The following is a 16,971-nucleotide window of genomic DNA, read 5'->3' as shown; positions in this document are numbered from 1 at the left end:
TCACAACCTGTGAGCTTTTTTTTTCATTCATCCCGAATTGAGCATTGCGTCCTTCGACGGCCGATGAAACAGCATTAAAGAAATGGATTTTCCACTTCGTTTTCATCACCGCCCTGCACTATTTTTTCAGCTAAGTTGGTTTCTGCCTCAAGCGTGGTCACCACATCATTGAAAAATGCCTGTAAAGCTTTCGCTGCAGCTAAACCAGCTTGGTCTTTCGTCACCTGTAAGTTGCCATAAATATTAATTCGATCTTGGCCATTTTCTAGTGTTAAGTCATGAATTGCATGCGACGCAGTGTCATTTTCAAATGCTTTAAACATGTTGGATATCCTTCTTTTTTGTTGTAGTGATGCAGCAATAGAAATACGTGAAAAAGATTTCAACTGCAAGCAATGATCCTCTTCATCGCTCGCAGTTCAACGCTATTATCTGCTTGATTATTTCAAAATTTGTAGCAGATATTGCAAAATTTCTTCAATCAATTGTTTGACCAAGGCATCTTGATTGTTGTCATTTTCACTGCTTGCCATGGATGTCTCTCCCACAGAACCACCACTCGATTTAAACTCTTTTTGCAAACTTAAAATCTTGTCTTCTGCGACATCTGCAGCACACTGGCTTTCAGCATCCCAATGCAAATAAGCGATATCTTGATTTGCTTTTACTTGGGTGGCTTTGAGTGGCAAACGGTAGGTATTACGCTTTTGGTCTTCAGTTAATTCTGGAAAGAAATTAATTCCAGTCAGTTCTTCTAGCGCACAAATACTCATGACTTTGACTGTCGGTGCCGTATCTCGCAAGGTATTGTCTGCATAGTACACGCCTGCAACACCTTTTTTCGGCAAATAGATCGCCTTATAAGTAGCGGTCGGCACGATGACCCCTTGCCCGATGGTTTTTAATTTTTTCGCACTATATACCGGCCCCGTTACCACATAGACATCTTGCTTTTGTTTGGTCACTATCGCCCGTGTGGCTTCTTCTAACTCACGCCACACTTGCTGATTATTTTTTGGAGCTTGCGGCACCATATTGGCCAAAGAAAAACTGTCTAACTGCGCAGCTTTATTGGGCATATCGGCATTTGGCGCCATGTGTCCACGGTCATAGCCTGAAGATTTATAGTCTGAAAGCAAAGCCCGATATTCAGACGGCACGCGAGTCTCTTCATGAAAGTTATCTTCACGCGGAATTTTTTGACTCAGGCGTGCGGGGGTTAATGCTTCTGCAACCCAAAGCGGTGTCTTGGATATCCCTGAATACATGACATTAAAGCCATTAAAACACAGTGGAAAACTGTTTTTATGTAGGCTTTCACGGACCAAATAAGGAGGCACTTCACGATAAAATTGGTCCAAACAGGCGCTATTTGAAGTGCTGCTCATAGAAACAAGTTGTTGAATTTTTTCTTGCCCGAAAGCAATAGCAAAGCTTCCTGTTGCCACCAGGCCTAACAGCACTTTTATGCCATTTTGCCCAAATAACTGTGAAAGCGGATTTGCTGAATTGCGTTTCTTTTTGACCATGACTTACAACAATGACTTCTAAAAGGACTATTTTTCCGCAGCTTAGCAAGGGTGCAAATTTTAGTACACTTTTCTTTTTTAATTTGCTTAACAATCACACAAATATTGTTTAACAAAGCAGCAGTTGATGTAACTTTATGTCGCAGTTGTGCAGTTCTTTATAGGAGGTCATGAAGCAGTTGCGTATGTTTCATTGAATTCGCCTCAAGAATTATGACAAGGTAAAAATACGAAAAATTGCGATAAAAATATACGGAGTGATTATGCATTCTAAAATTTTAGGTTTAGGTTTAATTTCAGGTTTAATGAGCGCAGCAGCATTTGCAGAGCCGCCGATTCAACCCGGTGATACATTAGAAAGCTTATCTAAAGTCAAAATTGTGACCACCGTGAATGGTCAACCTGGTTCCATTCAGGACTTAGTTTCAAGTGGCCAAGTTCAATTGGTTGAAGCTCCTGCCGGACAAGTCAATGCCGCTGCAACAGAACAGCCCTTAAACCCTGAACAGGCTCAGGCAAACCAAATCGATCCGAATGCCCCTGCAGTCCCTGCAAATGCTGAACAAGCCGTGACTGAAGCGGAAAATGCACTCGCAAATGAACAGCAAAGTGTAGCTGCCGCACCTACAGAGCAGTCTGTGCCAACTGAACAAACAGCAGTGGCCAATACACCTGAAGCCGCGGTAACTGAAGCACCTGTGGAAACAGCACAGCATGTACCTGAAGCCGTATCAACGGATGCCAACGCTGCGCCAGTCATTGCCTCTTCTGCAGAAGCGCCAGTGAATGCCGATAGCGCATCGGCTGCATTGCCTGAAGCTCCTCAAGGACAACAAGATGCTTTTATGGCAGCACCTGAAACTCAAAGTGCAAATCCTGCAGATGCATCAATTCAAGCCAACCCAGAAGCACCTGTTGCTGACGAAGCCATCCAAGCTGCGCCTGAAGCCTCTGCAGATGTAGACGAGACAATCAACTAATCAGCGTATTTTCAAGGATGAAATAACGCAACATCTCCATTCTGTTGTTTTGCTCGCATACTCCTCCCAGGAAAAAGCAACAGAATGATCTCTATGTCTTTGGACTAAAAAAGTTTAATTATTACAGATAAAAAAAAGCCAGAATTGATCTGGCTTTTTCGTGTCTAACTTTTAAATCTATGCCTAAAAGTTCAATCTACGTCTTAAATTTCTATCTGACTGCCCAACTCAACCACACGGTTGGTTGGAATTTGATAAAAATCGCTGACTGGACTGGTATTTCGCTGCATAGAGATAAACAGCTTTTCTCGCCAAGGTGCCATGCCTTCACCCAAGGTATGAATAATACGGTCTCTGGAAATAAAGAAACTGATTTGCATTAGATCAAATTCAAAGCCCAATTCACGATACGCATGCTCCAAAGCGGCAGGAATATTCGGCTGATCTTTAAACCCATAAAACATCGTGATTCGATAGAATCGATCATCTAGTTTTTCCGTGATCACCCGCTCATTTTCGGGTACAAATGGCACATCTCGGGTGTTGACCGTAACCATAATATTGCGTTCATGCAGGACTTTATTGTGCTTGATATTATGCAACATGGCATGAGGCACGATCTCAGGCGTTCCTGTCAAGAATACGGCATCACCTGGCACAAACTTAGTTTCACTGCCCATGCTGACACTGCGAATAAACAGATCAATAGGCAAAGCATCTTTACCGAGTCGATTGAGCACCAATGCCCGACCATCTTTCCACGTCATTAAAATCGTAAACAATACCGCACCAATCAGGATTGGAACCCAACCGCCCGCTGCAATTTTTAATGATGTCGATGCAACAAAAATCAAATCAATCAATAAAAATGGCACGGCAAATATTGCCACTTTCCAAACCGGCCAACGCCATAAACCATAAGCCAAAACTGAGATCAAAATCGTACCGCAGAGCATGGTCATGGTCACAGCTACGCCATACGCACTGGCCAAATTCGCACTGTTTTCAAACAGCAAGATCAAGATCAGCACCGAGATAAACAATGCCCAGTTAATAAATGGCAAATAAATCTGACCACGTTCAACTTCAGAGGTATGTTTCACTGTCAAACGCGGCAAATAACGCAATTGAATCGCCTGATTGACCATAGAAAACACCCCTGTGATCACCGCTTGAGAGGCAATCACCGCGGCCGCTGTCGCCAAAGCAATCATTGGATACAGTGCCCATTCTGGGATCAGCATATAGAATGGATTGGCTAGAGCTTCTGGATTACGCAGTAGCAAAGCACCTTGGCCCGCATAGTTCAACAACAAGCACGGCATCACCACAATAAACCATGCCAAGCGGATTGGGAGTCGGCCAAAATGCCCCATATCGGCATAGATTGCCTCACCACCTGTCATCGTCAAGATGACCGCACCCATGGTCAAAAACGCAACATAGGGCTGCTGTACCACAAAATTGAAAGCCCAATGCGGACTGATCATGGTCAACACAAATGGCGTTTGCGAAATACTCCATAATCCAAATCCGCCAATGGATAAAAACCACATGAGCGTCAATGGACCAAAGAATTTACCCATCGTGCCTGTGCCATGGCGTTGCACTAAAAATAGCCCCGCCAAAATACCAATCGATAAAGGTTGCAGCCATTGGTTAAACATCGGCGTCGCAATACTTAAACCTTCAATCGCGGATAACACGGAGATTGCGGGGGTAATGATCCCATCACCAAAGAACAAAGATGCCCCAATAAAGCCAAGGGCAATCAGGTAGATTTTTTTGTTTTCGGCAATTCGTGTGGTCCGTAGATTTAAGGCCAACAGCGACATAATACCGCCCTCGCCATTGTTATCTGCGCGCATAATGATGCTGACGTATTTAAAACTAATCGTCAGCATGATGCACCAGAAAATCAGGGACAGAATACCCAGCACAGACGCTTCGCTAATCGCCAAGTGTGCTGTGAGGAAACATTGGCGCAGCGCATATAACGGGCTCGTCCCAATGTCTCCGAATACTACGCCCAAAGCTGCCAAGGTGATGGCAGGCAATGCGGCTTTTTGTGCAGTACTTTGCATATAATTGTCTTCAATTTAGACAGGATTTTTGCGAATCATAGCACCGCTCAAGATGTTTTTGTCTAATTCAATTGTTTCTCTTGGCAGAATATATTTTTTTCGCTATTATCCACCGCGCAAAAGGTGAAGTGTCCGAGTGGCTGAAGGAGCACGCCTGGAAAGTGTGTAAACGTTTATAGCGTTTCGAGGGTTCGAATCCCTCTTTCACCGCCAGAATAAACTGCAATGCCAAGCAGAACGAAGGTCTAAATTAATAAAATTTAGGCCTTTTTTAATTGTAATATCCTCAATATTAAATATCCCCCTAATTCATCTTTTAGCCTTTTAGCTCAATAACTTCACAGTATTTAAGTCCTGATTGATGGATTTAAATCACACGTTTTTTTTCTAATGCACGACTTATGGATTTTTTATTGGCAGCAATAAGTACACGTATATTTACAAATACAAATTTTATATTCTAAAGACAATTACTTAAGCCTATGCTAAAAATAAATCATCCTCTCAATATAGGTGCTATTCAAAAAATTATTCATTAATTTAAACATCATAGAACTGAAACGCGATTGCGGTACTTTTAACTTGATCAACGAAAAACTTAAAAAACACCTTTCATATATCACTGCTATTCGGGAGAGAACATGAATAACAGCCAGAATTATGTTAAGCAGATCAAGAACGCCAAACGTGGTGGCTATACCCCAACCCTTGCCAAAGACATCAATAAACATAAAATTCAAAAAGCACAGCGTCTGATTGACGAATGGCGAAAGCTCGCCAATGAACTCCGCCCCCAAATGCAACTGGAGATGGCATATACACTTGAAGAATGCGCACAGGATCTAGACCAAATTTTAAGAATGAAATAGCACTCAACGTTCATCCATCCTATTTTTTCGCCCACATCTTGTGGGCGAAACATTGCCTAATTTTATTTCTCTGGTTTTAGAGCCAAACATCGGTTGAATGCTGAATAAATCAAACGTATAAATTACATTCGATTTGCTGTTTTTTTAACTTGCGCCGCTTCAAAAAATCTGTAGAATGCATTCCACAACGCCGGCATAGCTCAGTTGGTAGAGCAACTGACTTGTAATCAGTAGGTCCACAGTTCGAATCCGTGTGCCGGCACCATTTCTTAGCCTCGCTTTTTAGTGAGGCTTTGATGTTTTTAGAGCCGCTCTTTTATGGCTTCCTCGCGCTAATCTGCACATAACGAATCAGCCCGTCTCGATACAACTTTTCGCACAATTTTGCCGTCATCTTGATTTTGAATTGATCCACATAACTCAGGCTCATCTGACTTTTTTGTTCTTGAATATAATCGGCAAAACCCTGAAATACGAATTCGCTGATATCTTCGATCTGGATATTTTCGAAACCTGCCTGTTGCACTTGGTGTTGTAAATTTTGCTTTGAATTTAAATTTTTCAAATTCACATCTGCTGCTTTCAACAGACTTTGATATTTCAGTCGCTGTAATGAATTTAAATTCAAAAACGCATCGGACAACATCAAATAGTGAAAAGCAAAGCGTCCTTTTGAATTCAAAACATTAACAACTGATAAAAGCAATAAATTCAAATCACTATGATACGCAGCATCAATACACAGTACGGCATCCATACAGTTTTGTGGATAAATATTTTTTAAATTCAAAAATGAATCTTGTTGTATTTTGATTTTTGAATTTAAATTTTTTTGGATTTTTTCCACACATTCGGTTTGCAATTCGACTGCGGATAAGTTTTGAATTTGAAAATGTTCCATCCAAAAAACCAAGCTCGCGCCCTGCCCACAACCAAGGTCTAAAACACGATCTGTAGATTTTAATTGAATGGATTCGGCAAGATGGAAAGCGAGTTTTTGACAGGCTGCAGGATAGGATGATTTTGCATCATCCCAATAGCCCAAATTGCTCCAAGCAAGCTCCGCATCATCTCCGAGTAGTCGACTGTTAATCGCATATTTATGGCTAGGGACGTACTGATGAATTGCTTGAAGCCATTTCATTGTTAGTAACCGAGTTGAGGGGCAACCTCCACTTTAGGTTTTAAACCCACAAACGGCAATGGCGCACCAAAAATTTCTGCAATATGCATAGCAGACGTTACCGCGGACTCTAAAATCGGCAGACCATCGCAAGACCATGAGCCACAAAAGAAGACTTTACGCTCAGGGGATAAATGTCGTTGCTGTAACTCTTTATTCAGCGCCACCGTATGTGAATCCACCACTGCGCGTGTCAAACTGACCGAAGAGATCACTTTTTTAGGATCAATCAGTGTCACTGGCTGCCAAGTTTGGAACACTGGAGTTTTACCCACCAAGCTCGGCTCGATTGAGTTAAGCCACACGGTAAATTGCTGACGAGTAAATTTACGATCCATCATATAACTTAGTACAGACCAATCTTTGCGCTTCGGCGGCATCACCGTTTGATCAGTGTGGATCACCAACTGACCTTGCTCAAATTTAAATTTCTTTAAAAGCTCAATATCATCAGCAAACTGAGTAGAATCTAAAAATTCTTCCGTTTTGGTGGTTGGTGTCGCAACAACCACGCGATCGAATAGATGATGTGCACCGGCCTCAGTTTCCACCAAGACTTTATCGTCTTGCTCGTGCACTTTGGTAATTGCCGTACCACTTTGAATATTTAAACCTTCAATCAGTTTATCAACCAACGCAGGTGTACCACCTTGGATACGCAGCAAGGCATCACCATTGGTCAATTGACGCAAGAAAATCAATAGCGGTTTTGCAGGCCATTCGCCAATCGTTTTCGGGTTACAGGTGCAAATGGTATACAACACAGGCATGACCGCACCATGCCAAAATACTTCTTCAATTTCATTTTTATTAATGAACTCGGCAAGCGTGATGTCCTGATTTTTTGATTTAAAAAATCGAGTGATCGCGGCTTTGAGTTGCAACATTCCTTTGACTAAACGCCAGCCATATTGTTGTAAGCCTTTACGGTTATTAATAATTGGGAAATTACCAATACGGCTACGACTAGTGGTCAACCACGTTTCTGTACGATCTTCAAATAGCCAACTGCATGCCATATAGGTACGGACTGGGAAAGTTTTAATCCCTAAATGGGTCGCCAAACTTAAGGTATTTTTCCAGAGGTGTGGATTCATCACACGCAAAGGGGCATCGATCAAGCCACCTTCAAACTCAGTGCTGTGGCTATCCATACCACGACCAGGCAGAGCTTCGAAAATTGTAATGTTATGCCCTGCGTCTTTAAGAATTCTTGCGGTAGCCAGCCCAGCCATGCCACTACCGATGACTGCAATTTCCAATTTTCTTTTCCATCTATAAAACACAGTTTAAAAGTATGACTGATCAGAACTTAAAAATAGCTATTAAAAAATACCAGATTCGCACTTTTTGTATGGATTTCAGTACAGCGGTTTTTAAGTTAAATTTACAAATATTTACAGTCAAAAAGCACACAATTTAAGCTTTGTTTTTTAAACATATTTTTCTTTAAAATTTTAATTACTCTATAAAACCAAACAATTAAATTAACCATTTTTATAACTTTCGGTTTACTTTAAAGCCAAGTCTCGCTAAGATGCGCCACATAAGAAAGTGATAAATTCATCACAATTTATAAAAAGTAAAATGATATTTAAATCATGACAACTATAAATACTACAGCGCTCAATAAAAAAGCCTCTGACTGTTCAGAGGCTTTTTTTTCGGCTATTTCAATGTCATGAATTTCGCTTAAGCTTCATGCGCCAGTGCAATTTCACCAAATTTTCCGTTATTGAAATCATCAAAGGCTTGAATGATTTCAGCTTTGCTATTCATCACAAATGGGCCATAACCTTGAATCGGCTCATTTAGTGGCTCACCGCTAAGTAACAGAAATTGTGTGTCCTGCAACGCTTGTAGCTGAATGGCGATATCGTCTTTGGCAAACATGACCATCGAACTGTCTTGCACTTTATGGCTTTCATTCACCACAACCTCACCCTTCAAGACCACCAAAATGGTGTTATGCCCTTCAGGTACATGTAAGGTGGTTTCATATTGAGCTTTCAACTCACCATCCCAGACATTCACTGGACTAAAGGTCTGTGCTGGCCCAAGGTGACCACCCATTTCACCGGCAATCACCCGAATATGCCCTGCACCTTCATCCATGTCTATGCGAGGAATATCTTGGCGTGTGATCGCTTGGTAACGAGGCTGAGTCATTTTGTCTTTTGCCGGTAAATTCACCCACAATTGAACCATCTCAAAAAGACCACCTGCTTGAGCAAATTCAGGCGAATGAAATTCTTCATGTACCAGACCCGAACCTGCGGTCATCCATTGCACATCGCCCGTTTGAATTGTGCCGCCACCACCACTTGAGTCTTTATGAGTCACTTCACCGCTGTAGGCGATAGTCACGGTTTCAAAACCACGATGTGGATGTGAACCCACGCCATGCTGTGCAGTGGTGGGATCGAACTGATAAGGTGCTGCATAATCCAAAAGCAAAAATGGGCTAATCGCCTGACCTAGACGATCATAGGAAAATAAGCTTTTGACTGGAAAACCATCGCCCACCCAGTGCATTTGCTGATTACGATAAACACCAATTACTTTTTTCATTTCTTAGCTCCTATATTCATACAATAGGATGAACATAGCGCTTATTTTAAGCTTTGAAATACTTACTGACCACCTTCCAGATAGCATTCTATATCTCAAAATTAGAACAATATTCAGTCATACAATCTGAAATCCACTCAAAACCAAGCATTAATTTCGAAATCCTAAGGTTTAAGACATATACAACGATGAATTATCCCAAATTTATGATTGATCTTCTCATTTATACCTATTTTATTATCTCATTTTTACAACTATTCTAAACCGAGTTAACACGCAGACTTCATCTGATCCTGCGTACTTACAAACAGGAAAGAGGACAATAAAATGGGCAAACCTTACGTTCGTTTAGACAAAGACAATGCCGCGGTACTTTTAGTTGACCATCAAACGGGTCTACTTTCATTGGTTCGCGATATTGATCCAGATAAATTTAAAAATAATGTGCTCGCACTTGCTGCAGCTGCTAAATATTTTAATCTTCCAACAATTCTCACCACCAGTTTTGAACAAGGTCCAAACGGGCCATTGGTTCCAGAACTCAAAGAAATGTTCCCTGACGCACCTTATATTGCACGACCAGGCCAAATTAATGCTTGGGATAATGAAGATTTTGTGAAAGCAGTCAAAGCAACCGGCAAAAAACAATTGATTATTGCCGGTGTAGTGACTGAGGTTTGTGTGGCATTCCCAACCTTGTCTGCTTTAGAAGAAGACTTTGACGTCTTTGTGGTGACCGATGCTTCAGGTACTTTCAACCATTTAACCCGCGACTCAGCGTGGGAACGTATGACGCAAGCGGGTGCACAGCTCATGACGTGGTTTGGTACCGCGTGTGAATTACACCGTGACTGGCGTAATGATATTGAAGGTTTAGGTGCGCTTTTCGGCAACCATATTCCAGACTACCGTAACCTCATCAACAGCTATACGCAAAATACTGAAAAGAAATAATCCTCCAGTAGTAAAAAGCGGCTTCGAGCCGCTTTTTTTATACCTGATGTATAAATTGACGTATGATAATTGGAATTGAAATAATTTTTCACTGCATAAGGTGATCCATGCATTCATTTGATGACTATTACTACTTTTATTTGGTGGTGAAACATGGCGGTTTTAGCGCTGCAAGTGAAGCATCGAATATTACAAAATCAAAATTAAGCCGACGCATTTTAGATCTCGAAGCCAAATATAATGTCACCCTTATTCAGCGTTCTACCCGACACTTTAAGGTCACGACATTAGGCCAAGAATTGTATGAAGAATGCATAAAAGTGATCGAACAAGTCGAATGTGCGCATCAGGTACTCCTGAAGCAAAAAAGTGAACTTGAAGGCTTGGTTAAAATTAGCTGTCCACCGGTCATGATGAAACATCAAATTCGCCCCTTGTTAAATCAGTTTTTAAAAGATCATCCCAAAGTTCAGGTCGAACTCGAGCTGTCTAGCCGCCGTGTGGATGTCTTACATGACGACATTGATTTGGCGATTCGCACCAATTTTAGTAAGAATGAAGACTCGAGCATTATTGTACGTGACGTGATTAAAACCGTGCATTGCTTAGTGATTAGTCCTGAACTTTTACAAGGACGCGAGTTAAAGCATATTACCGAATTGACAGAATTTCCGAGTATCGTTTTGGGCACACAGAAAAACCGCTATCAATGGCATTTGCATCATACGGGACAGCAAGAACAGATTGAAATTGCCTTACAGCCTCGGATTAAAAGCAATGACTTAGCCGGTGCTTATTATGCAGCACTCGATGGTTTAGGCATTGCAGACTTACCCTATTTAACCGTGCAAGCAGATATTGAGGCAGGTCGTTTAATTCACCTCTTCCCCGAATGGTGCTCAAATGTCGGTACGGTGCAATTGGTATATGCTTCGCGCAAAGGTCAACGCCTAGTCATGGAAAGATTAATTGACTATTTAGTCGATGGAGTTCGTGGCTATGCTCCAGAACATGATGGCTATTTAGTCTAATGATCTAAACCACAAAAAAGCCAGAACTGAGTTCTGGCTTTTTTAAATCTACGGTTGGATCACCAAATTAGATTTTACCCACTAGGTCGATCGATGGTGCAAGCGTCGCTTCACCTTCTTTCCATTTTGCAGGACATACTTCACCTGGGTGTGCATGTACATATTGAGCAGCTTTTACTTTACGCATCAATTCAGAAGCATCACGACCAATACCACCTGCATTGATTTCAACGATTTGGATTTTACCTTCAGGGTCAATTACGAAAGTACCACGGTCAGCAAGACCATCCGCTTCAATTAAAACATCAAAGTTTTTCGCAAGTGTCCAAGTTGGATCGCCAACCATTGGGTATTCGATTTTCTTAATTTCTTCAGAAGAATCGTGCCAAGCTTTATGCGTGAAGTGTGTATCAGTAGATACTGAATAAATTTCTACGCCCATTTTTTTGAATTCAGCATAGTGATCAGCAAGATCGCCTAATTCTGTTGGACATACAAAAGTAAAGTCAGCAGGATAGAAAAACACCACAGACCATTTACCGTAGAAGTCTTTTTCTGAAACTTCAATAAATTGACCGTCTTGGTAAGCGGTAGCGTTAAATGGTTTTACTTCAGTATTAATTAAACTCATTTGATATTCCTCTAACTCATTTCAGGGATTGCTTATTTGTTGAAGCTAGAATACGACATATCAAATCATAGGTAAAACCGAACTTTTTTATAAAAACTATCGGATTTTTAGATTTATTATTTAAATCAATCATTGCCTTTCCATCGAGCAAACCAATCAATTTCAATGAGAGCAAGGCTTTATATCCATACAGAGGGCCTGCCAAGCAGCCTGTGTAAACTGTTGTTTATAGTGCGATGGTGGCGTTTTGACTTTATGTGATAACCATGCCCGACAATAACTTTCGGTTGCAGGGAACCATACTTTCTTAGATTCCATTGGTTCAACATTTGAGCCCATGATGCCCGGTATAAAAATAATAGGCACAACCAATTTAGGCCCAATAACGGCATTGCAAATAGTTTTATTAGTGCTTGGAGTCACAACAGACTTGAAGCAATCCCCCAGTACTATCAATAGGAGTTTTTTCAATCGTCATAATTATTCCTAGAATTTTTTTATTGTTTCAAGAATTGATTCATATATTTTTAGGGCTTCTTTTTCTGAAAGGTCTGAAGTCCGAACATTACTTCCATCGTATCCAGAATCAAACTCATACTTTACCGCTGGATCATTAATCTTCTGAGCTGTTCCTGCATGTTCCCAAGTTGCAATAATCCCATTTCTGCCTTTCATTGGAGCTTTGCTTACCCATTCCGATCCAGTGAGTTGATCACCACTAGTTTGGTTTTTTGTACCTTTTCTGATTGTTTTGAATGATGTGTACGTTAAATGAAGAATTCCATCACGTTTTAGATTGCTTTCTGTGCGAGTAATTAAATCTGGCAATTGATGAGCAACAGCATCGACTTGCATACTTGTTCTCACAGATGGCATATCGCTCATTTTGAATGCAATCGTATGTGTACTTCTTCGGAACTGTGAATCAGAATCTTTAATAAATCCATTTAAGATACAAACACCTTTCTCAGAAGGAACTGTATCGTTGTTGCGAGCACTGATATTCGCAATGATCTTGTTCATTTCATCAAAAACTAGACCTTTCTTCTCTGGCATGTATGGGATCTCAAACTTGAACAATGTATTCCGATCTAAGACCCAAAAATGAAGCTGTAAAGGAGCACCTTCAATAGTTCCAGCTTTCCCTGAGAAAATACGTACTGACTTAGACCCAAATATTTTTAATTCTGTGTCCAAAGTAATTTTAGATACTTTACTAGTAAAGTAATCTTTTAATGATGCATATTCAGCATTTAATTCAGCAACGGATGATCCAGTTTTACTCTTGATTTGGAATGAGTTGAATATATCACCACCAGCGATCTGCTCGACATTTTTAGGCAATTGAATCGTATATCTGCCAGCACAAAAACTTTTAGCGTTTTTTAAGTCAACCATTGGACTAAATACCTTAGAATTATTGTTTGCGTGGGAGTAACTAGCACTTATAAACATTGAAGTCATTAAAGCTAGTTTAACAATTGTTTTCATTGGTATTTCTCTCGAATATTAAATAATGTTAGTGTTATTAATTTCTAAACTATACGTTTAAATTATATTTATCAAAATTTGTAAAATTTAATTGATATATTGATAAAAAATTAAGTACTAAGAGAATGTAATGAATAAATATAATTTATATTAGACATCTTGCATAAATCAAAAAACGAGCACCTTTTTGATTGATATTTGTACTCTAACTTTCTTAGCATTCATGCATAATCTGCGGATGAAATACATTGATTCAAAGAAGAAGCTTTCTGAAACACAGTTTAAGCGATATACCGGCATCTCATGGTCAACCTTTTATTTAATGGTTGAGCAATTGCAGAAGCATGTTCCAGCTAAAGGCAGACCACCCAAGTTAAGTGTGGAGGATCAGGTTCTACTCTGTCTGAGCTATTGGCGGGAATACCGAACTTTATTTCACTTTGCTACGAGTTACGGGGTTTCAGAGTCAACAGCCTCAAGAATTGTACGTCATGTTGAAGATTGCCTGATTCAATCCAATCTGTTTAATTTACCGAAGAATTTGCCTGAAGGCGAAGGGATCGACTGGAATGTGGTGATCGTGGATGCCACAGAAATTCCAATTCAAAGGCCTAAAAAAACAGAAGAAAAGCTATAGTGGCAAGAAAAAGACGCATACCTTTAAAGTACAGGCCATCATTCATTATAAAACTCAGCAAATTCTGAGTTTATGCACTGATCGCGGTATGGTGCACGATTTCGAGCTATTCAAACGCAATTTAAAGCAGATTCCTTCAGGTGCTTTTATCCTTGCAGATAAAGGCTATCAGGGAATTTATGCTGTGTACCCTAATAGCCTATTGCCGTTAAAAGCCAAAAGACGCTGTAAACTGGAACCTGAACTCAAAATCTATAATCAGGCAATCAACAAAAGAAGAATCGGGATCGAGCATGTATTTGGTCGCCTGAAGACCTTTAAAATTCTTGCTGAACGTTACCGAAATAGAGGTAAAAGGCTGGGTTTGAGATTCCGTTTAATCGCAGGAATCTATAACTCGGAATTGAGTAAAAATGATTTATGAAAGAGGTCTATTTTTTAACAGTAATTTGTATTTTATTATCAGGCTGCACTACTTGGAACTAATGGGGCACTGGTAAAAGTCACAAATATTGTCATGTAGTTACTGATAATCAAATAAAACTTTTGAACTGTAAAATAATAAAAAAGTTTACAGAATTATTTCTAATATCTGTAAACTTTCTTTTAACTTACTATATATAAAGAATAATTTTATAAACTTTACAAAACTATATCTTTAGAGTGTGTCAAAACGGTAAGTCATCATCTAAATCTGCTGCTGCAGGAGCCGGTGTCGGTGCAGGCTGTTGTTTTGGCGCAAAACCACCTGGGTTGTTGTTGCCATAGCTATTGCCTTGAGCCGGTTGGTTATTGCCATAACCGCCTTGGTTTGAGTTATTACCGTAGCCACCTTGGTTTTGGTTATTGTTATAACCACCTTGTTGGTTATTAAAACGAGGCTGACCAAAATCACCGCCTTGACCTTGTTCGCCTTGTTGGCGATTATTGTCAAGCATTTGCATTTGTTCACCACGAATTTCAGTCGTGTAACGCTCTTGACCGCCTTGATCTGTCCACTGACGAGTACGTAATGAACCTTCAATATAAACTTTAGAACCTTTGCGCAAATATTGCTGTGCAATTTCACCTAAGCGGTTATGTAACACAATACGGTGCCATTCTGTTTGCTCTTTACGTTCACCTGTATTTTTATCTGTCCATGAATCACTCGTTGCAATTGAGAACTGAGTGAGAGAACCACCATTTGGGAAAGTTTTTGTTTCAGGGTCACGACCCAAAGTACCAACTAAAATGACTTTGCTCACCAATCTTTACTATAATTATTTTTTAATTTTTTATATCAATTAATTAAAGTAATTTTTTATATTTTAACTCTATTTATATTTCTGTAACAATAAGAGACTATTTTTTAAGCACATAACTCATTTTTTGCCAAACTATCTTGTTACAAAAAAACTATTAGATAGTTACAAGTAATAAATTTAATATGCAAAATAAGTTAACTCTAAATAAAGAACGTACGCTAATGGCATTAGAAAAAATAGAAACATTGACTTCGATAAAGACCTCTGATGGTTTAGTTGTAACGAATAAAGTCGTCACATCATCAAATGGTGATCTAGAAACCTATTATTTCTCTTATATTATTGATGATAAAAGGAAAGTATTCGTTTCTGATGAGGTACGTTCAAATCTAAAAAAATTGGAAATTGAAAACGTAGTTATTGGATTTTTAGCACACCCTTTTGTTTTAGACAAAATAGTACCAATATAGAGCTATATTTATAATCAAAATAATAGAACATATTCAGTTATATCTGAAAATCCTTAATTTCAAATACAAATGTATAGCGCAACAAAGAGGTTAGACTTATTCTAATCTAACCTCTGCCAACTATTCTAATTAAAATACTTGTTACGACTATTGCATATTCTTATACAAATGGACACTAAGTATCGCTAGCATATGTACAATGATTCTTATCTAACTTGGACACTTAAACTTGTTAAAAGATATCTTATAAGTGCTAACTAACAATCCAATATTTCAAACCCCAAACTTTTCAAATCCTTCTGTTCAGAAGAATTTAGTTTTTTAACACACCATACTAAAACATGCTTTGGTCTTGAGGATGCAACATACGCAAATCGCGCAGCTTCAGATGTTTTATCTCCAATCCAATGAGACCAATGTGTGCCAGTTCCATTCCGTGTAGGGTTTGAGATCAGCATAGTAGCTTCATGTGTTTCACCTTTAACACCATGGATAGTAGATTTTCTGAATTTGATATCTAATGAATCATTTTTACGGTGATAGTTAGAGATGCAGTGTGTTGCTTTACCACTTGGAGACTTAATTTTAAGGTCTGAATTTTTTAATGCTTCATAAATTTCAGTAAGAACAAATTCTTGCTCATGTAAATTGATGATTACAGCATTAAATTTTTTGCACCAATCTGTCCATGAACTAGTATTCTTTAAAAGTCAGTACTTTAACATGGAAAGGCTTCTACGGCCTTAAGTACAGAAAGTAGTCCATTCATACTTTCCATCTGTTCTATAGGAACTCCTCCAGTTAATGAATTAGGAGAATTGAGAAAATGATGCATCCATTTAATATCACCACCATTCAGGCTATAAACAGCTCTGTAAATTCGAATTACAATTAGTGCTATTTCCCCTGATTGAGAATTCGGATCTAAAGTTTGTAATTCAGAAAATTCACCATCAACACCTTCCAGATTTAGAATCCTTAAAAATTGCTCTGGCTTTAGTCCAAGCTGTTCAGCAGCTTTCCAGGACGCTTTAGCCAGAAGTCTGGATCTATCTATTTGTTGTGAATGTGGACTCATGATCGTGTCCTTAATATAAGAAACAGTTCTTTTTACATTACATTAAAATTAGGAACGTGGCCTAAATTTTATTCAATCGAACAGTTTTGATGGCACTGTTGCAAATAGGCTGACATGATAAGCTAAATATCTTATTTATTTCGAGATACAGCAGATGAATCCCTTCCATGGTCGGCACTTTCAAGGTGAAATCATTCTTTGGGCTGTTCGTTGGTA

Annotated in this window: 17 protein-coding genes and 2 tRNA genes; 9 read left to right on the top strand and 10 right to left on the bottom strand. The window is 39.4% G+C overall.

What is annotated here, in order from left to right; translation table 11 throughout:
• Window positions 1-74 precede the first annotated feature (74 nt).
• Together FTV27_RS08295 and FTV27_RS08290 are read right to left on the bottom strand one after the other, a co-directional pair.
• Window positions 75-323, bottom strand: coding sequence for a hypothetical protein (locus tag FTV27_RS08295; protein ID WP_111884516.1), 249 nt, complete (start codon window positions 321-323; stop codon window positions 75-77).
• A 117-nt stretch (window positions 324-440) separates the two neighbouring features.
• Window positions 441-1,529 carry a DNA/RNA non-specific endonuclease gene (locus FTV27_RS08290; protein WP_078193159.1) on the bottom strand — a complete coding sequence of 363 codons (1,089 nt, stop codon included), beginning with the start codon at window positions 1,527-1,529 and terminating at the stop codon, window positions 441-443.
• Between the two features lie 263 nt (window positions 1,530-1,792).
• Here FTV27_RS08290 and FTV27_RS08285 point away from each other — a divergent pair, with 263 nt between their 5' ends.
• Entirely contained in the window at window positions 1,793-2,509 is a 717-nt protein-coding gene (locus FTV27_RS08285; RefSeq protein ID WP_180077969.1) for a hypothetical protein, read from the top strand.
• A gap of 203 nt (window positions 2,510-2,712) precedes the next feature.
• Here the strand turns inward: FTV27_RS08285 and FTV27_RS08280 are convergent, their stop codons facing one another.
• A complete protein-coding gene (locus tag FTV27_RS08280) occupies window positions 2,713-4,593 on the bottom strand; it encodes a potassium transporter Kup (RefSeq protein WP_078193161.1) in 1,881 nt (626 codons plus the stop codon).
• A gap of 122 nt (window positions 4,594-4,715) precedes the next feature.
• On the opposite strand from FTV27_RS08280, the gene FTV27_RS08275 reads away from it, so the two are divergent.
• The 3 genes from FTV27_RS08275 (at window position 4,716) to FTV27_RS08265 (ending at window position 5,727) form a co-directional block, all read left to right on the top strand.
• Window positions 4,716-4,806, top strand: a tRNA-Ser gene (locus FTV27_RS08275).
• A gap of 428 nt (window positions 4,807-5,234) precedes the next feature.
• The gene (locus tag FTV27_RS08270; RefSeq protein ID WP_078190515.1) at window positions 5,235-5,462 is read left to right on the top strand and encodes a hypothetical protein; all 228 of its coding nucleotides are present in this window, start codon (window positions 5,235-5,237) and stop codon (window positions 5,460-5,462) included.
• Between the two features lie 189 nt (window positions 5,463-5,651).
• Window positions 5,652-5,727, top strand: a tRNA-Thr gene (locus tag FTV27_RS08265).
• Between the two features lie 51 nt (window positions 5,728-5,778).
• Here FTV27_RS08265 and FTV27_RS08260 read toward each other — a convergent pair.
• From FTV27_RS08260 to FTV27_RS08250, 3 genes are all read right to left on the bottom strand, one after another.
• On the bottom strand, window positions 5,779-6,606 hold the full coding sequence (locus FTV27_RS08260) for a cyclopropane-fatty-acyl-phospholipid synthase family protein (RefSeq protein ID WP_180077967.1): 828 nt from the start codon (window positions 6,604-6,606) through the stop codon (window positions 5,779-5,781).
• Between the two features lie 2 nt (window positions 6,607-6,608).
• On the bottom strand, window positions 6,609-7,907 hold the full coding sequence (locus FTV27_RS08255; RefSeq protein ID WP_180077964.1) for an FAD-dependent oxidoreductase: 1,299 nt from the start codon (window positions 7,905-7,907) through the stop codon (window positions 6,609-6,611).
• Window positions 7,908-8,337: 430 nt separating this feature from the next.
• Window positions 8,338-9,216 carry a pirin family protein gene (locus tag FTV27_RS08250; RefSeq protein WP_078190517.1) on the bottom strand — a complete coding sequence of 293 codons (879 nt, stop codon included), beginning with the start codon at window positions 9,214-9,216 and terminating at the stop codon, window positions 8,338-8,340.
• A 327-nt stretch (window positions 9,217-9,543) separates the two neighbouring features.
• On the opposite strand from FTV27_RS08250, the gene ycaC reads away from it, so the two are divergent.
• Complete coding sequence (gene ycaC, locus FTV27_RS08245; protein ID WP_078193174.1) at window positions 9,544-10,170, top strand: isochorismate family cysteine hydrolase YcaC; 627 nt, start codon at window positions 9,544-9,546, stop codon at window positions 10,168-10,170.
• Between the two features lie 107 nt (window positions 10,171-10,277).
• The gene (locus FTV27_RS08240; RefSeq protein WP_180077962.1) at window positions 10,278-11,201 is read left to right on the top strand and encodes a LysR substrate-binding domain-containing protein; all 924 of its coding nucleotides are present in this window, start codon (window positions 10,278-10,280) and stop codon (window positions 11,199-11,201) included.
• A gap of 67 nt (window positions 11,202-11,268) precedes the next feature.
• Here the strand turns inward: FTV27_RS08240 and ahpC are convergent, their stop codons facing one another.
• On the bottom strand, window positions 11,269-11,832 hold the full coding sequence (gene ahpC / locus FTV27_RS08235) for an alkyl hydroperoxide reductase subunit C (RefSeq protein WP_078190520.1): 564 nt from the start codon (window positions 11,830-11,832) through the stop codon (window positions 11,269-11,271).
• Window positions 11,833-12,318: 486 nt separating this feature from the next.
• Window positions 12,319-13,323 carry a T6SS immunity protein Tli4 family protein gene (locus FTV27_RS08230; RefSeq protein WP_180002755.1) on the bottom strand — a complete coding sequence of 335 codons (1,005 nt, stop codon included), beginning with the start codon at window positions 13,321-13,323 and terminating at the stop codon, window positions 12,319-12,321.
• Between the two features lie 238 nt (window positions 13,324-13,561).
• On the opposite strand from FTV27_RS08230, the gene FTV27_RS08225 reads away from it, so the two are divergent.
• Together FTV27_RS08225 and FTV27_RS17070 are read left to right on the top strand one after the other, a co-directional pair.
• Window positions 13,562-13,960 (top strand): transposase family protein, encoded by a 399-nt coding sequence (locus FTV27_RS08225; protein ID WP_180077959.1) that lies wholly within the window; start codon window positions 13,562-13,564, stop codon window positions 13,958-13,960.
• Window positions 13,908-14,384 (top strand): transposase family protein, encoded by a 477-nt coding sequence (locus FTV27_RS17070; protein WP_218949540.1) that lies wholly within the window; start codon window positions 13,908-13,910, stop codon window positions 14,382-14,384. Before FTV27_RS08225 ends, FTV27_RS17070 begins: the two co-directional genes overlap by 53 nt.
• A gap of 244 nt (window positions 14,385-14,628) precedes the next feature.
• Here FTV27_RS17070 and ssb read toward each other — a convergent pair whose 3' ends face one another.
• On the bottom strand, window positions 14,629-15,210 hold the full coding sequence (gene ssb / locus FTV27_RS08215) for a single-stranded DNA-binding protein (protein WP_180077958.1): 582 nt from the start codon (window positions 15,208-15,210) through the stop codon (window positions 14,629-14,631).
• 179 nt (window positions 15,211-15,389) lie between these two features.
• Here ssb and FTV27_RS08210 point away from each other — a divergent pair, with 179 nt between their 5' ends.
• Complete coding sequence (locus tag FTV27_RS08210; protein WP_180074839.1) at window positions 15,390-15,677, top strand: hypothetical protein; 288 nt, start codon at window positions 15,390-15,392, stop codon at window positions 15,675-15,677.
• A 718-nt stretch (window positions 15,678-16,395) separates the two neighbouring features.
• Here the strand turns inward: FTV27_RS08210 and FTV27_RS08205 are convergent.
• Complete coding sequence (locus FTV27_RS08205) at window positions 16,396-16,755, bottom strand: hypothetical protein (protein ID WP_168370874.1); 360 nt, start codon at window positions 16,753-16,755, stop codon at window positions 16,396-16,398.
• Window positions 16,756-16,971 lie beyond the last annotated feature (216 nt).

Origin of the sequence: Acinetobacter sp. YH12251 (assembly GCF_013417465.1) — a bacterium.
In the GTDB taxonomy this organism is placed as follows: domain Bacteria; phylum Pseudomonadota; class Gammaproteobacteria; order Pseudomonadales; family Moraxellaceae; genus Acinetobacter; species Acinetobacter amyesii.
This window is presented reverse-complemented; position numbering and strand designations above follow the sequence as displayed.

Excerpts from the sequence above, each read along its gene's own strand:
- FTV27_RS08295 (WP_111884516.1), bottom strand. The coding sequence starts at position 323 with ATGTTTAAAGCATTTGAAAATGACACTGCGTCGCATGCAATTCATGAC.
- FTV27_RS08290 (WP_078193159.1), bottom strand. The coding sequence starts at position 1,529 with ATGGTCAAAAAGAAACGCAATTCAGCAAATCCGCTTTCACAGTTATTT.
- FTV27_RS08285 (WP_180077969.1), top strand. The coding sequence starts at position 1,793 with ATGCATTCTAAAATTTTAGGTTTAGGTTTAATTTCAGGTTTAATGAGC.
- FTV27_RS08280 (WP_078193161.1), bottom strand. The coding sequence starts at position 4,593 with ATGCAAAGTACTGCACAAAAAGCCGCATTGCCTGCCATCACCTTGGCA.
- FTV27_RS08270 (WP_078190515.1), top strand. The coding sequence starts at position 5,235 with ATGAATAACAGCCAGAATTATGTTAAGCAGATCAAGAACGCCAAACGT.
- FTV27_RS08260 (WP_180077967.1), bottom strand. The coding sequence starts at position 6,606 with ATGAAATGGCTTCAAGCAATTCATCAGTACGTCCCTAGCCATAAATAT.
- FTV27_RS08250 (WP_078190517.1), bottom strand. The coding sequence starts at position 9,216 with ATGAAAAAAGTAATTGGTGTTTATCGTAATCAGCAAATGCACTGGGTG.
- ycaC (WP_078193174.1), top strand. The coding sequence starts at position 9,544 with ATGGGCAAACCTTACGTTCGTTTAGACAAAGACAATGCCGCGGTACTT.
- FTV27_RS08240 (WP_180077962.1), top strand. The coding sequence starts at position 10,278 with ATGCATTCATTTGATGACTATTACTACTTTTATTTGGTGGTGAAACAT.
- ahpC (WP_078190520.1), bottom strand. The coding sequence starts at position 11,832 with ATGAGTTTAATTAATACTGAAGTAAAACCATTTAACGCTACCGCTTAC.
- FTV27_RS08230 (WP_180002755.1), bottom strand. The coding sequence starts at position 13,323 with ATGAAAACAATTGTTAAACTAGCTTTAATGACTTCAATGTTTATAAGT.
- FTV27_RS08225 (WP_180077959.1), top strand. The coding sequence starts at position 13,562 with ATGAAATACATTGATTCAAAGAAGAAGCTTTCTGAAACACAGTTTAAG.
- FTV27_RS17070 (WP_218949540.1), top strand. The coding sequence starts at position 13,908 with ATGCCACAGAAATTCCAATTCAAAGGCCTAAAAAAACAGAAGAAAAGC.
- FTV27_RS08210 (WP_180074839.1), top strand. The coding sequence starts at position 15,390 with ATGCAAAATAAGTTAACTCTAAATAAAGAACGTACGCTAATGGCATTA.
- FTV27_RS08205 (WP_168370874.1), bottom strand. The coding sequence starts at position 16,755 with ATGAGTCCACATTCACAACAAATAGATAGATCCAGACTTCTGGCTAAA.